This is a genomic window from Rhizobium sp. BK181 (genome assembly GCF_014193305.1).
Taxonomy (GTDB): domain Bacteria; phylum Pseudomonadota; class Alphaproteobacteria; order Rhizobiales; family Rhizobiaceae; genus Rhizobium.
On sequence record NZ_JACHZA010000001.1, the window covers coordinates 303,518 to 317,555 of the forward strand.

General features: G+C 62.5%; 12 protein-coding genes and 1 pseudogene. 8 read left to right on the forward strand and 5 right to left on the reverse strand.

Annotated elements, in window-relative coordinates:
- Positions 1-5 precede the first annotated feature (5 nt).
- Entirely contained in the window at positions 6-1,175 is a 1,170-nt protein-coding gene (locus FHT77_RS01545) for an AI-2E family transporter (RefSeq protein ID WP_183751901.1), read from the forward strand.
- Positions 1,176-1,194: 19 nt separating this feature from the next.
- Positions 1,195-2,487, forward strand: coding sequence for an FAD-binding oxidoreductase (locus FHT77_RS01550; protein ID WP_183751903.1), 1,293 nt, complete (start codon positions 1,195-1,197; stop codon positions 2,485-2,487).
- A 46-nt stretch (positions 2,488-2,533) separates the two neighbouring features.
- Here the strand turns inward: FHT77_RS01550 and FHT77_RS01555 are convergent, their stop codons facing one another.
- On the reverse strand, positions 2,534-3,343 hold the full coding sequence (locus FHT77_RS01555; protein ID WP_183751905.1) for a polysaccharide deacetylase family protein: 810 nt from the start codon (positions 3,341-3,343) through the stop codon (positions 2,534-2,536).
- Positions 3,344-3,527: 184 nt separating this feature from the next.
- A complete protein-coding gene (locus tag FHT77_RS01560) occupies positions 3,528-3,917 on the reverse strand; it encodes a DUF930 domain-containing protein (protein ID WP_183751907.1) in 390 nt (129 codons plus the stop codon).
- A 236-nt stretch (positions 3,918-4,153) separates the two neighbouring features.
- On the opposite strand from FHT77_RS01560, the gene FHT77_RS01565 reads away from it, so the two are divergent.
- A complete protein-coding gene (locus FHT77_RS01565; RefSeq protein WP_183751909.1) occupies positions 4,154-6,262 on the forward strand; it encodes a S9 family peptidase in 2,109 nt (702 codons plus the stop codon).
- Positions 6,263-6,278: 16 nt separating this feature from the next.
- Positions 6,279-6,803 (forward strand): DUF1697 domain-containing protein, encoded by a 525-nt coding sequence (locus FHT77_RS01570; protein WP_183751911.1) that lies wholly within the window; start codon positions 6,279-6,281, stop codon positions 6,801-6,803.
- A gap of 7 nt (positions 6,804-6,810) precedes the next feature.
- Here FHT77_RS01570 and FHT77_RS01575 read toward each other — a convergent pair whose 3' ends face one another.
- Positions 6,811-7,434, reverse strand: coding sequence for a TetR/AcrR family transcriptional regulator (locus tag FHT77_RS01575; RefSeq protein ID WP_183753829.1), 624 nt, complete (start codon positions 7,432-7,434; stop codon positions 6,811-6,813).
- Positions 7,435-7,650: 216 nt separating this feature from the next.
- Here FHT77_RS01575 and FHT77_RS01580 point away from each other — a divergent pair, with 216 nt between their 5' ends.
- Positions 7,651-8,607, forward strand: coding sequence for a homocysteine S-methyltransferase family protein (locus tag FHT77_RS01580; protein WP_183751913.1), 957 nt, complete (start codon positions 7,651-7,653; stop codon positions 8,605-8,607).
- Positions 8,608-8,610: 3 nt separating this feature from the next.
- Here FHT77_RS01580 and FHT77_RS01585 read toward each other — a convergent pair whose 3' ends face one another.
- Positions 8,611-10,062, reverse strand: coding sequence for a DHA2 family efflux MFS transporter permease subunit (locus FHT77_RS01585; protein ID WP_183751915.1), 1,452 nt, complete (start codon positions 10,060-10,062; stop codon positions 8,611-8,613).
- 249 nt (positions 10,063-10,311) lie between these two features.
- Between FHT77_RS01585 and FHT77_RS01590 the strand changes: the two genes are divergently transcribed.
- From FHT77_RS01590 to FHT77_RS01600, 3 genes and pseudogenes are all read left to right on the forward strand, one after another.
- Positions 10,312-11,814, forward strand: a complete 1,503-nt coding sequence (locus FHT77_RS01590; RefSeq protein ID WP_183751917.1) for a protein adenylyltransferase SelO — start codon at positions 10,312-10,314, stop codon at positions 11,812-11,814.
- Between the two features lie 87 nt (positions 11,815-11,901).
- Positions 11,902-12,713 (forward strand): annotated as a pseudogene (locus FHT77_RS01595) (membrane-bound PQQ-dependent dehydrogenase, glucose/quinate/shikimate family); the annotation flags it as partial.
- A gap of 111 nt (positions 12,714-12,824) precedes the next feature.
- On the forward strand, positions 12,825-13,280 hold the full coding sequence (locus tag FHT77_RS01600; protein WP_183751919.1) for a hypothetical protein: 456 nt from the start codon (positions 12,825-12,827) through the stop codon (positions 13,278-13,280).
- A 252-nt stretch (positions 13,281-13,532) separates the two neighbouring features.
- Here the strand turns inward: FHT77_RS01600 and FHT77_RS01605 are convergent, their stop codons facing one another.
- Positions 13,533-14,024 carry a GNAT family N-acetyltransferase gene (locus tag FHT77_RS01605; protein WP_183751921.1) on the reverse strand — a complete coding sequence of 164 codons (492 nt, stop codon included), beginning with the start codon at positions 14,022-14,024 and terminating at the stop codon, positions 13,533-13,535.
- Positions 14,025-14,038 lie beyond the last annotated feature (14 nt).

Genomic DNA, 14,038 nt, shown 5'->3' on the forward strand with positions numbered 1-14,038 from the left:
TTTCCATGGGAATTGCCAATGGCATCCGCAAGAAGGCAAGCAAGATCGCAATGGGCGAGCGCCATGTCAGCGCTTGGGCCGAGAAACTGACGCAGGCGACAGAAGAGCTGCCACCGCAAGCGCCGGTCCGCCGCCTCGAAAAGGACGGTCTTGATATCAGCATGGCCTGGGCCGTGATCGGCATCTTCGGCGTGCTCGCCTTTTCGGCCATCTACATGATGTCGCTGATCCTCATTCCGGTGACGCTTGCCGTCGTCGTCGGCATGATCCTCGGGCTGCTCGCGGAAAAGCTCAGCAAGCTTGGCGTGCCGCGTATTACCAACGCCGTGATCCTGTCGACATCGGTTGCGCTCGTCATCGCCCTCGTTGCCAATTCACTTTCCGGGCCGGTAGCGACGCTCGTCAACGAAGGGCCGGCCTTCGTCGAAAAGACCTTCAGTCGCCTGATGCCGTACCTCGAGCGGATCAAATGGCTGCACATCACGCCAGAAACCTTCCAGAGCGGGCCGATGTCGACCGACAAACTCTTGGAGAATACCGGCAACGTGCTGCACCTGGTCAGCGCCAATCTGACCCCCGCGCTTGTACAAGCGCTGATCTTTTTTGCCGCGCTGCTGCTCTTTCTGGCCGGGCGCATCACCCTGCGCAAATCGATCATCATGGTATTCCGGTCGCGGTCGCAGCGACTGGCGGCCATCCGCGTGATCAACGGCGTGGAACAGGTGCTCGGCTTCTACTTTGCGACGGCATCGTTGATCTACGCCTGCCTTGGCATCACGATGATGATCATCGCATACGTGGGCGGCCTGTCGGCTCCCGTGCTTTGGGGCTTCTTCGCCTTCCTGTCCAGTTTTGTCCCCTATCTCGGCATCACGATGATGACGCTGGCCGTCGCGATCGCCGGCATCATCACACACGACAGCCTTGTATTTGGCCTGGTGCCGGCTGCGGCCTTCTTTATCGTGCACCTCGTCATGGAAAACCTGATTTTCCCGGCGGTGATGGGAAAACGATTGGAAATCAATCCCTTCGTCGTGTTCCTCGCAATTCTGTTCTGGACTTGGATGTGGGGCGCGGTTGGTGCTATGCTGGCGCTACCACTATCGCTGATTGTCATGACCATCATCGATGAACTTTTCATCGAAGAGAGACTGCAACCGCAATTGCCGAAATAATTGAGGTAAGACGCGTCAGATGGCAGAAATCGATCTTGCAGAGTCCCGCCAGAACCGGCTGAAGAGCGGCATCCCCCCGTGGAGCCACGCCGGGCCGAAACCCACCTACCAACCACTTCAGGACAATCTCAAAGTCGACGCCATGGTGATCGGCGGCGGGATTACCGGTGCGTTGATGGGCCAGCTCCTTTCGGAACGCGGCCTGTCCGTGGTCATCGTCGACCGCGAGACGCCCGGCCTCGGCAGTACGGTTGCGAGCACGGCCATGCTGCAATGGGAAACCGACCGGACGCTGGGCGAACTCGAGCACTTCTATGGTTTCGAGCGCGCCGTCGGTATCTACAGGCGCAGTGCCGCCTCGGTCGCCGGTCTCTCAAAACTGATCGTCGCCAATCGAATCGCCTGCAATTTGCTGCCGCGGCAATCGCTGTTTCTGACCAGCAACCAAGAAGGCGCTGGTGATCTGCTCCGGGAAGTCGAGCTTCGTCGCCGGGCGGGCCTGCCAAGCCGATATCTGGAGCACTGCGATCTCTTCACCGAGTTCGAGCTCGATCGCGATGCGGGCATCCTGTCGCGCGGCTCCGCGGAGGCCGATCCGCTGCTCCTGACCTGGGGGTTGCTGGACATTGCCGTGAAGCAGGGCGCACGCCTCATCGGAGCCTCGGCGACTAAGCTCCATTGCGAAGGCGGGCATGTGACGGCCGAGACCGACGGCCCGTTCGTCATCGAAGCGGAAACGGCAGTGCTTGCCACCGGCTACGCCATGCCGGGCATCGACATGCCGAAACTGCACCGGACGACGTCGAGCTGGGCTCTGGCGACGATCCCGCAAGATCCGGCAGCACTCTGGCGCGACCAAGTGCTGATCTGGGAAGACAGCCACCCCTATCTCTACATGCGGACGACGCCTGACGGGCGGATCATCGCCGGCGGCGAGGATGACGACACCGTCGATCCAGCCACCCGCGACGCCAAGCTTGCCGCAAAGGTCATGACGATCCGGGAAAAGATGAAACGGCTCTGGTCGAGGGCCGATACGAGCGTTGCGACGGCATGGTGCGGCACCTTCGGCGAGACGTCGGACGGACTGCCGCTGATCGGTCCGGTTCCCTCCATGCCGCAGGTCTATGCCGCCTATGGCTACGGCGGCAACGGTATCACCTTCTCCTATCTTGCAGCCCAGGTCATCGGTGCAATGATCGGCGGCGTATACCGCGACTGGTTCGATGATTTCGCCCTCGATCGCGACGCACCGGCGTTCCTTGAACGTCCGATCAAGACCGACGAGCGCCGGCAAAGTGCCGTGAATTAGTTCGTTCTGTCCCGCAAGCCCTCGCCGGAGCTTTGTCCCGCCCGACTTACTGCGTCGTCTGGTCGTCGCCCATGTCCTCGACATCCTGCAGCCGGACGAATTCGACGCCCTTGGCCTTCAGGTCGAGGATCGCCTTGGCGACACCTTCGCCGGCCGCATGGGTCGGCTGGTTGATGTGGGAGATCACCACGTCGCCGTCCTTGGCTGACGCGATCCGCTTTTCCGTGACATCAGCGCCGAGCAGCGAGCCACCGTCGCCGTTCACGGAATAGCCGGCGATGCGGTATCCCATGTCACGGATCTGCACGATCGCGGAGCGGTCATATTTGGCGGTCGAGCCGCGGAACCAATGCGGTGCGGCAATGCCGGCCGCGACCATTGCGTCGGCGCCGCCCTGCACTTCCTGGCGCACGGCCTCCGGAGAACCGGCGGACGCAATGCCGTAAATCGATACCGGCTTGTCGACTGCCGGAACATGGTTCTGGCCGTGGTTCTCGAGTTCGAAGAGATCGGGATTCTGCAGGAAGACCTGCAGCGCCTGCGGATTGTGCTTCAACCAGCGGGCGGTAACGAAGATCGTCGCCGGAATCCGCTCGCGCACCAGCACCGAGAGAATGCGGTCGTCGGCCTTGCCCATGCAGGCATCGAAGGTCAGCGCCACGCGTGGATGACCCTTGAGGCCCGAACTGGCGATGCGCAGATGCGGCTCCACCAGCCTCGGTCCGGCCGCCGTCCCTGGTGCCTGCACAACCTTCGAGGGCGTGGTGGCCGGAGCATCCTCAAGCGGAAGCGCCGCAGCTGCGGCTAGAGAGGCAGAGGCGATCAGCAACGCCGGAACGAGAAAAAGACGATTCATACCAAAGAGAAGCCGTTCGTGGTTCAAGCGCTGCATAATGCACGTGGCGTTCGGACGCCATGTGGTTTGATGCCGCTTGCGGCCGCTTCTGCGATTCGCCGTCGGCTTCACCCACAGAGCTGATGCCCGAGGACTAAGGCCTCACAAAGGCAACGCCTGCAACCCCTGCCGGCTTGGCCTCGGATCAATCATAGAGATAGTATTTTTCCCACTTTTCACGCGGGACCTTGTCGCCGATCTTGTAGGAAAGCTCGCGGACATTCATGTGCTGCGGACCGGTAATGCAGGTATAGGAAAGGTGATACCAGTCGCCCTTGCTGCGGAACACCGCGCCTGGCGCCTCCAGCTTGTCATCGCTGGGAACCGGATCCTTGAACGTGTAGGCAATGACTTTGTCGGGCTTGTAACCGGTCGCGTCCTTGTTGATTCGGCTCATCGCCTCGGTGTCGCAGCTCTGTTCGAGACGGGTCGCGGGATCGAGCTTTTCGAGTTGCTTCTTAATGGCGGGATCAACTGCGAAGGCCGGAACAGCAAGGCTAAATGCGGACAGAAGCAACACGAGACGTTTTGGCATTACGGTGGGATTCCTTTGCATTCTCATTCCGGAATCACCTGTGAAGAACCGAGGTTTTGACGGTCGAACAAGGTGCAAATTCCGGGCGACGTAGCGGACTTTCTTAAACAATATGGTGACATCAAGGCAACGTGAGTATTCCTTCGGTTTTGCCGCAGAGCTGTCTTCGGCGCTTGATCCGGCGCATGCGCGCCTCTATCTCTTGCCGACCTGACATCACGTTTCCGGAGCCTTCCTTGACCGTCTTCAAGAACCTGCCGAACCCGCCCGTCGCCACCAAGAAGCCGATCTCCGATACGCGCCACGGCATCACACGCACCGACGACTACGCGTGGCTGCGCGCCGACAACTGGCAGGCGATGTTCAAGGATCCGTCGATTCTCGACCCTGATATCCGCCAGCATCTCGAAGCCGAAAACGTCTACATGAACGCGGCGATGGAAGACACCAAGGCGCTGCAGAAGACGCTGTTTTCCGAGATGCGCGGCCGCATCAAGGAAGACGACAGCTCCGTGCCGATGAAGGACGGCGATTTCGCCTACGGCACCTTCTTCGTGACTGGCGGCGAACAGCCGCGCTATTTCCGCATCCCGCGCAATGGCGACGTCAAGGACGAGACGATCCGCACCGTCCTGCTCGATGGTGACAAGGAAGCCGCCGGCAAAGCCTATTTCCGGCTTGCCGGCCTCGACCACTCGACCGACCACAGCCGCGGCATCTGGGGCTACGACGACAAGGGCTCCGAGTTCTATACGCTGCGCGTGCGCGATCTGGCGACCGGCGAGGATATGGCCGACGTGATCGAAAACACCGGTGGCGGAGGCGTCTGGGCGCCCGACGGCAAGAGCTTCTTCTACTCGGCGCTCGACGAGAACCACCGCCCCTCGAAGGTGTTCCACCACATTCTCGGCACGCCACAGGCGCAAGACCGGTTGGTCTATGAGGAGAAGGATGCGGGCTTCTTCATGGGTGTCGGCGGCTCGCTGCTCGACGACTTCATCTACATCGACATCCACGACCACGAGACCTCGGAATACCGCCTGCTTTCCACGAAGGACCTGACGGCGGAGCCGAAGCTGGTGGCCGAGCGCGAGGAAGGCATCGAATACTCGATGACGGAAGGCGGCGACGTCTTCTACGTCCTGACGAACGACGGCGACGCCAAGGATTTCAAGATCATGGAAGCGCCGGTTGAAAACCCGGGCAAGGCGAACTGGCGCGAGGTCGTGCCGCACAAGCCGGGCACGCTTATCATCAGCCACATGGCCTATGCCCGCCACCTGCTGTGGCTGGAGCGCAAGGATGGCCTGCCGCAGATCATGATCCGCGACCGCAAGACCGGCGAGGAACACGCGATCGCCTTTGCCGAGGAAGCCTACTCGCTCGGCCTGCAGGGTGCCGCGGAATACGATAGCGACGTCATTCGCTTCTCCTATTCCTCGATGACGACGCCGTCGCAGCTTTACGACTACAACATGGTGACGCGCGAGCGCACGCTCCTGAAGACCCAGGAAGTGCCCTCCGGCCACAATCCGGATGACTACGTCACCCGCCGCGTCTTCGCGCCCGGCTGGGACGGCGTTGAGGTGCCGGTGACCCTGCTCTATCGCAAGGACACGCCGCTCGACGGTTCCGCGCCCTGCTTGCTCTACGGCTATGGCGCCTACGGCATCACCATTCCGGCCGGCTTCAACACCAACTGCTTGTCGCTTGCCGATCGCGGCTTCGTCTATGCCATCGCCCATATCCGCGGCGGCAAGGACAAGGGCTTTGCCTGGTACGAAGACGGCAAGATGGAAAAGAAGACCAACACCTTCAAGGACTTCATATCAGCCGCTGACTATCTGAATCAGGAGAAGTTCACCTCCTACGCCAACATCATCGCCGAGGGCGGCTCTGCCGGCGGCATGCTGATGGGCGCAGTCGCCAACATGGCGCCGGACAAGTTCGCCGGCCTGATCGCCGCCGTTCCTTTCGTCGATGTGCTGAACACCATGCTCGATGACACGCTGCCGCTCACTCCGCCGGAATGGCCGGAATGGGGCAACCCGATCGAGAGCAAGGAAGACTACGACCACATCGCCGCCTATTCGCCCTACGACAATGTCGACGCCAAGGCCTATCCGCCGATCCTGGCGCTCGGTGGCCTCACCGATCCACGCGTCACCTATTGGGAGCCGGCAAAGTGGGTTGCACGGCTGCGCGAAAAGACGACGGGCTCCGCGCCGATCCTGTTGAAGACCAACATGGATGCCGGCCACGGCGGCGCCTCGGGCCGCTTCCAGCGCCTCGAGGAAATCGCCTTCGAATATGCCTTCGCGATCAAGGTCGCGGGCAAGATGTAACGGCTGGGAGGAGCCCGTGACGGTCTATGTGGCGCTCCTGAGGGCGATCAATGTCGTCGGCACGGGCAAGCTGCCCATGGCGGAGCTGAAGGCGGTCTGCGAAGGGCTCGGCTTCAGCGACGTGAAGACTTACATCCAGAGCGGCAACGTGCTGTTTCGCGCCGACGAAGCGGAAGCCGACGTCGAGCAAAAACTGGACGACGCACTCGGAAAGCTGCTCGGCAAGAAACCCGGCGTGATGCTGCGCAGCCGCAAGGAGCTGGAAGCGATTGTCGCCAACGCGCCGTTTCCGGATGTCAAGCCCAACTATCTCCTCGTGAGCTTCCTGCCGGAAGCAGCCCCCGATGACGCTCTGGACAGGATGGTCGCGCCCGATGGCGAAGAGGCGGTTGTCGCCGGGCGCGAAATCTACGTCCACTTCCCTATCGGTTCCGGCAAATCTAAGCTCAAGCTGCCGGCTTTGAAGCCGGGAACGACGCGCAACCTCAACACGGTGCGCAAGCTCGCCGAAATGGCTGGAGCGATGGAGGATGGGGGCTAGCGGCTGATCACTGGCGGACGATCTGCGGCTGAAACAGGAGCTTCACGAAGCTGCGCAGCACCAGCACCTGATCGGCAAGCCCTTGCGGCTCCTTCAGCGCCTTCGATAGCACAATGCCGCCCTCCAGCACCGTCGAGACCATGTCGGCCAGCTGGTCGATCTCGATCGGTTCGCGCGGCGTGTAGACCACCATGATCTCCTCGAACATGCCGCGGAAGCGCCGGCGCCACGCGAGCACCGCCTGCTTGTTGGTTTCCTGGATGTCGCGGTCGAACAGGCGCTCATAGTAGCAGACGGTGGCGACGAGGCAGCCGGGGTGGCCGTTCGGCAGGTCTGACAGCAGTTCAGCAAGCAGCTTCAGGCCGAGCAGGAAGGATTGCAGCGGATCGTCGGCCAATTCGCGGGCGCGGGTGAAGATCTCGTCGTATATCCGTTCATCGTTTTCGATGTACCGCTCGAGCAGCGCCTTGGCGAGCGCGTTCTTGTCCCGGAAATGGTAGAAGAAGCCGCTCTTGGTAATGCCGGTCTCGGCGATCAGCTCTTCGATCGAGGTGCCGCCGAAGCCCTTCTGCAGGACGGCGGCTTCGGCCACGTCCAGGATGCGGGTTCTTGTCTCCTCTCCCTTGCGCATTAGATCCCCTGTACCGCCGGTACGGTTTTCGTCCGCCCGCTCTGATCTCGATGGAGGCCGTCTCATCAACCGCTCCACGGAAGCGGTTGAAATCAAAGGCAAACATCATGCGATGCCGAACTATACCGCAAGTCGGCTAGTTTCGCAGCCCGGAAGCGGAGAACTTGTTCATGAGAATTGCTCGCAAATAGAGGGCCCCGAAACAGGGGGATCGTCATGGCCAAGTACAGACATAGCTTGCCGCAGCTCAAGGGCGGCACATTCGTCACCGACGGCGGCATGGAAACGACCTTCATCTTTCACGACGGACTGCAGCTTCCGCATTTCGCGTCCTTCGTGATGATGGCGTCCGAAGAGGGCCGCGACCGGCTGCGCGCCTACTACCGCCGCTACCTCGACATTGCCCGCAAGCATGGCGCCGGCTTCATTCTCGACAGCCCGACATGGCGGGCGAGCCCGGATTGGGCGGAAAAGCTCGGCTACACGCCGGAGGCGCTGCATGACGCAAACGTTCAAAGCATTGCCCTGCTTGCAGGCCTGCGCGAGCGGCACGAGGAGCCGGGGCGGCCGATCGTGCTCAGCGGCGCCATGGGGCCACGCGGCGATGGGTACAAGGCCGGCCGGATGAATGCGACTGAGGCCGAGGACTATCACAGCGTCCAGATCGGCAGCTTTGCCGAGAGCGATGCGGACATGATCTCCGCCGTCACGCTGAACAACATCGACGAGGCCATCGGCGTCGCGCGGGCCGCCGCTGCCCGGGATATGCCCTGCGCGATCTCCTTCACCGTCGAGACCGACGGCAAGCTGGTGACCGGCCGCAGCATGCAGGAGGCGATCGAGAGGACGGATGCGGCGACCGGCGGCTCGGTGGCTTATTACATGATCAATTGCGCGCATCCGACGCACTTTGCCGAGGCGCTCGATCACCACGCCGAGTGGACGAAACGCATCCATGGACTACGCGCGAATGCCTCAAGCATGAGCCATGCAGAGCTCGACGAGAGCGAGACACTGGATGCGGGCGATCCCGTCGATCTCGGACAACGCTACCGGCAACTGATGGAGAGAATGCCGCAAATCAGGATCGTCGGCGGCTGCTGCGGCACCGATCACCGGCATGTGGCCGCGATTTGCGACGCCTGCCTGCCGGCACTTCCGAGTGCCGCCTGACGGTCAGTGCTCGGAAGCGTGCGCGGCCTTGCCGGCATCATGGCCGCTGATGTCAGCGCCGGCGCTTCTGGAGAAGCGCAGGTTCCAGAACGTCGCGGTGATCGAGATCGCTGTGACAAAGAGGAAGGCGGCGGAGAAATCGCGCAGCTGTGGCGTCTCGCTGCCGTTGACCGTCATCGACGTGTGCAGCGCCAGCGCACCGACGCAGATGCCGAGCGACAGCATCAGCTGTTGGAACGTCGTGTAGAAGCTGGTGGCCGAGCTCATGCGGTCGCGGTCGATCTCGTCGTAAGCGACGGTGTTGTAGGCCGTGAACTGGAACGACATGAAGAAGCCGCACATGACGAGGATCGCGAAGATCAGGCCGAGCGGCCAGTCGGGCCGGAAGGCGGCACAGAGGGCATAACCGAAGGTGGCGATGATGCCGTTCGCGACCAGGCTGCTGCGGAAGCCGAAGCGGCGCAGCACCCGGGGCGCTACGGCTTTCATCGCCATCGAGCCGAGGGCTGCGGCGGTGACGAGCTGACCGGCCTTGGCCGCGGACAGGCCGAAGCCAAGCTGGAAATAGAGCGGCAGCAGGAAGGGCTGCGCGCCCTGTGTGATGCGGGTCAGCGAACCGGCGATGACCGATGTGCCGAAGCTCGGCACCTTCATCAGCGAGAAATCCATGATCGGCGACGGATGACGCCGGGCGTGCCTGAGATAAGCGACGCCAAAGAGCAGACCGACGGCGATCAGGAACAACGAGAACGCGCCCTCGCCCGGACGGCTCGAGCTTTCGAAACCGAACAGCAGGGAGCCGAGCGCAATACCGGAGAGGATGAAACCAATCGTATCAAACCGGCGCTTCGCCTCGCCTTTGAAGTCTTCGATGAAGATCGAGACCAGCGTGAAGCCGATGATGCCGATCGGTACGTTGATGTAGAAGATCCAGCGCCAGTCGAGATAGGTGACGATCAGACCGCCGACCGGAGGGCCAAGGATCGGGCCGATCAGCGCCGGCACCAGCAGCCACGACATGGCGTTGACCATGTCCTTGCGGGAGACGCTGCGCAGCAGCACGAGGCGGCCAACCGGCAGCATCATCGCGCCGCCTAGCCCCTGCAGCAGTCGCGCCAGCACGAGACAGAGGAGGTTCGGCGACAGCGCGCAGAAGATGGAACCCGTGACGAAGACGGCGATCGCCGAGCGGAAGACGGTGCGCGAGCCGAAGCGATCGGCAATCAGGCCGCTTGCGGGAATGAAGATCGCGAGACTGAGGAGATACGAAGTCAGCGTGATACTCATCGACGGGGCGCTGACGCCGAAATCGCGCGCCATGGTCGGCAGCGCCGTTGCCAGCACGGTGGCGTCGAGCTGCTCCATGAACATGGCGCTCGCCACGATCATCGCTATCACGCGGAAGTTCGGCTTGGCGCGCCCGATGGCAGCTGCCTGGTAGATCTGATCCGACATCGTCAGGGATCACTCGCAGTGGCGTGGCCGGCGCGGAAGCGATGGCCGCGGTATGGTATGGCGTGATGCCAAATGAGGATTAGAAGTCTTTGTATACGCCCGCAAATGTGGCGTCGTTATGCTGATATGGCAGGGCAGCCGTGCCGTCAGGGAATGGCTGTGGTGCTGGAACGCCGCACGACCAGCCGAAAGGCTCGGGGCAAGCGGCCCCAGCTTGCGTCATGCGTGCCTGAGCCCTACCTAAGGCTTATGACCCTAGCTTCGAACGCATCCACCTCCCGGCCCTTCTCCTTCGACAACAGCTATGCGCGGCTGCCGCAACAGTTCTTTACGCGCCAGGCTCCCTCGCAGGCCGCCGAGCCGTGGCTGATCAAGCTGAACGAGCCGCTTGCGGAAGAACTCGGCCTTGATGTCGAGGCGCTGAAGCGTGACGGCGCGGCGATCTTCTCGGGCAACCTCGTGCCTGAAGGCGCCGATCCCTTGGCGATGGCCTATGCCGGGCACCAGTTCGGCTCCTTCGTGCCGTTGCTCGGCGACGGGCGGGCGATCCTCCTCGGCGAGGTGATCGATCGCAACGGCCAGCGTCGCGACATCCAGTTAAAGGGTGCCGGCCAGACGGCCTATTCCCGCCGCGGCGACGGCCGCGCCGCGCTCGGTCCGGTGCTTCGGGAGTATATCGTCAGCGAGGCAATGTATGCGCTCGGCATCCCGGCGACCCGGGCGCTTGCTGCGGTTTCGACCGGGCAGCCCGTCTATCGCGAGAACATTCTGCCCGGCGCTGTATTTACCCGTGTTGCCGCAAGCCATATCCGTGTCGGCACCTTCCAGTTCTTTGCTGCGCGCGGTGATACCGACGGCGTGCGGGCACTGGCCGACTATGTGATCGACCGGCACTATCCGGAACTTAGGGACAGAGACAATCCCTACCTCGCGCTCTACGAGGCCGTCTGCGAGCGACAGGCGGCGTTAATCGCCAGGTGGCTGCACATCGGCTTCATCCACGGCGTCATGAACACCGACAACATGACCATTTCGGGCGAGACGATTGATTTCGGCCCCTGCGCCTTCATTGATGAATACCATGCCGGCACCGTCTTTTCCTCGATCGACCAGGGCGGCCGCTATGCCTATGCCAACCAGCCCGGCATCGGCCAATGGAACCTGGCGCGGCTCGGCGAAACGCTGCTGCCGCTGTTCGATACGGATGCCGAAAAGGCGCTCGAACTCGCCAATGCGGTGATCCAGCAGTATGGCGAGCGCTTCCAGATCCATTGGCTGCGCGGCATGCGTGAGAAGATCGGCCTCGCGACCGTCGAGGATGGCGATCTGGAGCTCATCCAGTCGCTGCTTGCCGCGATGCAGGCGCAGCAGGCCGACTTCACCCTCGCCTTCCGCCGTCTTTCCGACGCTGTCACTCCCGGTGATGGCGAGGCTTTGTTCCTCTCGACCTTCCGCGAACCGGATGGCGCGCGCGAATGGCTTGGCCGCTGGCGCGACCGCCTGACCCGCGACGAGGGCCGGACCGAACCAGACCGTAGAGCGGCGATGCGCGCGGTCAATCCCGCCTTCGTTCCACGCAACCATCGCATCGAGCAGGCGATCAGCGCGGCCGTCGAGGAAGCGGATTTTTCGCTCTTCGAGGCACTCCTTGCGGTTCTCGCCAAGCCCTATGAGGACCAGCCCGCATTTGCGGCGTACATGGAGCCGCCGAAGCCGGAAGAACGCGTGCTGCAGACCTTCTGTGGCACGTGATCGGGTGAAACCCTCCCAAGCCTGACACCTATGGTCGCAGTTGACGCTGACTGCGGTCGCTCTATCTCGCTGATTAGCAGCGTTTTCCCGGCACCATCGGGCGCAATCCCCGAGGATCGCACGGCGCCGACGCAGCCGATCTCCGACCTCACCTTCTCGCCGCCGCCGCTGCAGGAGAAGGATATGTGGGGCTGACGCTGCTCGACCAGCTCGCCTGCCGCATCGATTTCCATCGATACAAGTACGAGGGCTGCTACACGCCGCCGTCACTGGTGGGGTCGATCATATATCCCGGTAATTTCGGCACCTTCAACTGGGGCAGCCTCGTGGTCGATCCCGAGCGGCAGATCATGTTCGGCATGCAGACCTATCTCGCCTTCACCTCGCGATTGGTTCCGGCCGCCGATATCCCGCCAAAGAGCCAGGACGAGAAGGGCAGCGAACAGGGCCTCAACCGCAACGACGGCGCTCCCTACGGCGTGTTCATGGGACCGTTCCTCGGACCGCTGAAGATCCCCTGCCAGGCACCGCCTTGGGGCTATGTCGCCGGCGTCGATCTCCTCACCGGCAATACGGCCTACAAGCTAAAGAACGGCACGATGCATGACATGACGCCGCTGCCGCTGCCATTCAAGGTCGGCGTGCCCGGCATCGGCGGCCCGGTGCTGACAAAGGGGGGCGTCGCCTTCCTCGGCGCCGCTGTCGACAACTATCTGCGCGCCTATGACGTCACCAATGGCAACCAGCTCTGGCAGGCCAGCCTGCCGGCGGGCGGCCAGGCGACGCCGATGACCTATACGACTGATGACAACAAGCATTTCGTCGTCATGGTCGCCGGCGGGCACGGCTCGATCGGAACCAAGCCCGGCGACTATGTGATCGGCTACGCGCTTCCCTGAAGCCCTGCCGGATGGCCGCCGTTGACGACGGCCATCCCAGTCCCGCTGCCGCAAGCTCCAGGCAGGACTGCTGCGCCATTCTCCTGCGCATTGTTTCAAGGAGAAATTTTCATGAAGATCGGCAGCAGCATTTCCAGCACCTACGGACTGAGCAACCTCTTTTCCCAGTCGGGCCAGCGCAACAAGCAACAGACCAGTGATACCGAGGTCAGCGTTCGCCAAAGCGGCGCGGTGCTGCAGCCCAGCAGCACGCCGACCTCGATCTCCAGCACGATGTGGGCGCTGCAGGCAAGCGGCACCGTGACCATGGACGGCACGGAAGATCCCGCGAAGGCACGCCATGACGCTGTTGTCTCCGAGTTTACCGATCTCGCCAACAAGACTCCGGCGGAGCGGATCCGCGACAGCATTCTCAAGAGTCTTGGGATCACCGAAGATGAGCTGGCGTCAATGCCGCCGGAACAGCGCGAGGCCATCGAAAAGCAGATTGCCGATGAGCTGAAGCGGCAGCTGACCGGCGATGACAGCAAGGACAAGCCGAGCGCCGACACAATTGTCAGCGCCTAGACCGTTCAGGGTAGAGAGGCGATCGGCTCGGACGTAGCTTCGAGTTCCCTGTGCCGATCGCTTCGGCCTTGTCGAAAACACAGATGGCACATGCCGTGAAGGCGGCATTGGCCCGATGCAGACGTTGCCTTGCAACTTCGAGCCCAAAGCGCATCTGGGCGCCGGATCCCCTCTATTCAAGGTGCCTTACGTTGACGCGGGGGGACGAGGGACACGGAATGTCTCCACCGCTGCTGAGGGAACTGTCCGCGATCACAGCCGCTTGGCCATCCAAAGGTGCGGCTGGCCCTCGTCCTGGTAATCGACATCGCTGATCCGCGTATAGCCCTGCTTGGCGTACAGATCGTGCGCGTACTTCTGGGCATGCAGCTTCACCAGTTTGGCGCCGACCTCGCGCGCCGCCTCGTCGCTCGCAGCGATGATCACACTCGCCAAGCCCCGGCGGCGAAACGCCGGCATCACGGCTACGCGGCCCAGCAGGTACGTCTCCCCTGCTGTCACGCCCTCGTCGAAGATGCACGTGGGCGACTGCGGGCTCTCGGGCGCAAGTGCTCGCTCCACTTGCTCGGGGAACAGACGTGAGCAGCCGGCAAGCTCGCCATCGATATAGAGCGTCACGTGCACGCAGGCGGGGCTGTCGTCGATGCCGTCGAACTCATTCTCATAGCCCTGCTCGTCCATAAAGACAGCGCGTCGCACCGCAAATGCATCGTCGCGCGCGTCGGTCTTGATCTGCGGAGACATACAGGGCCCTTTCC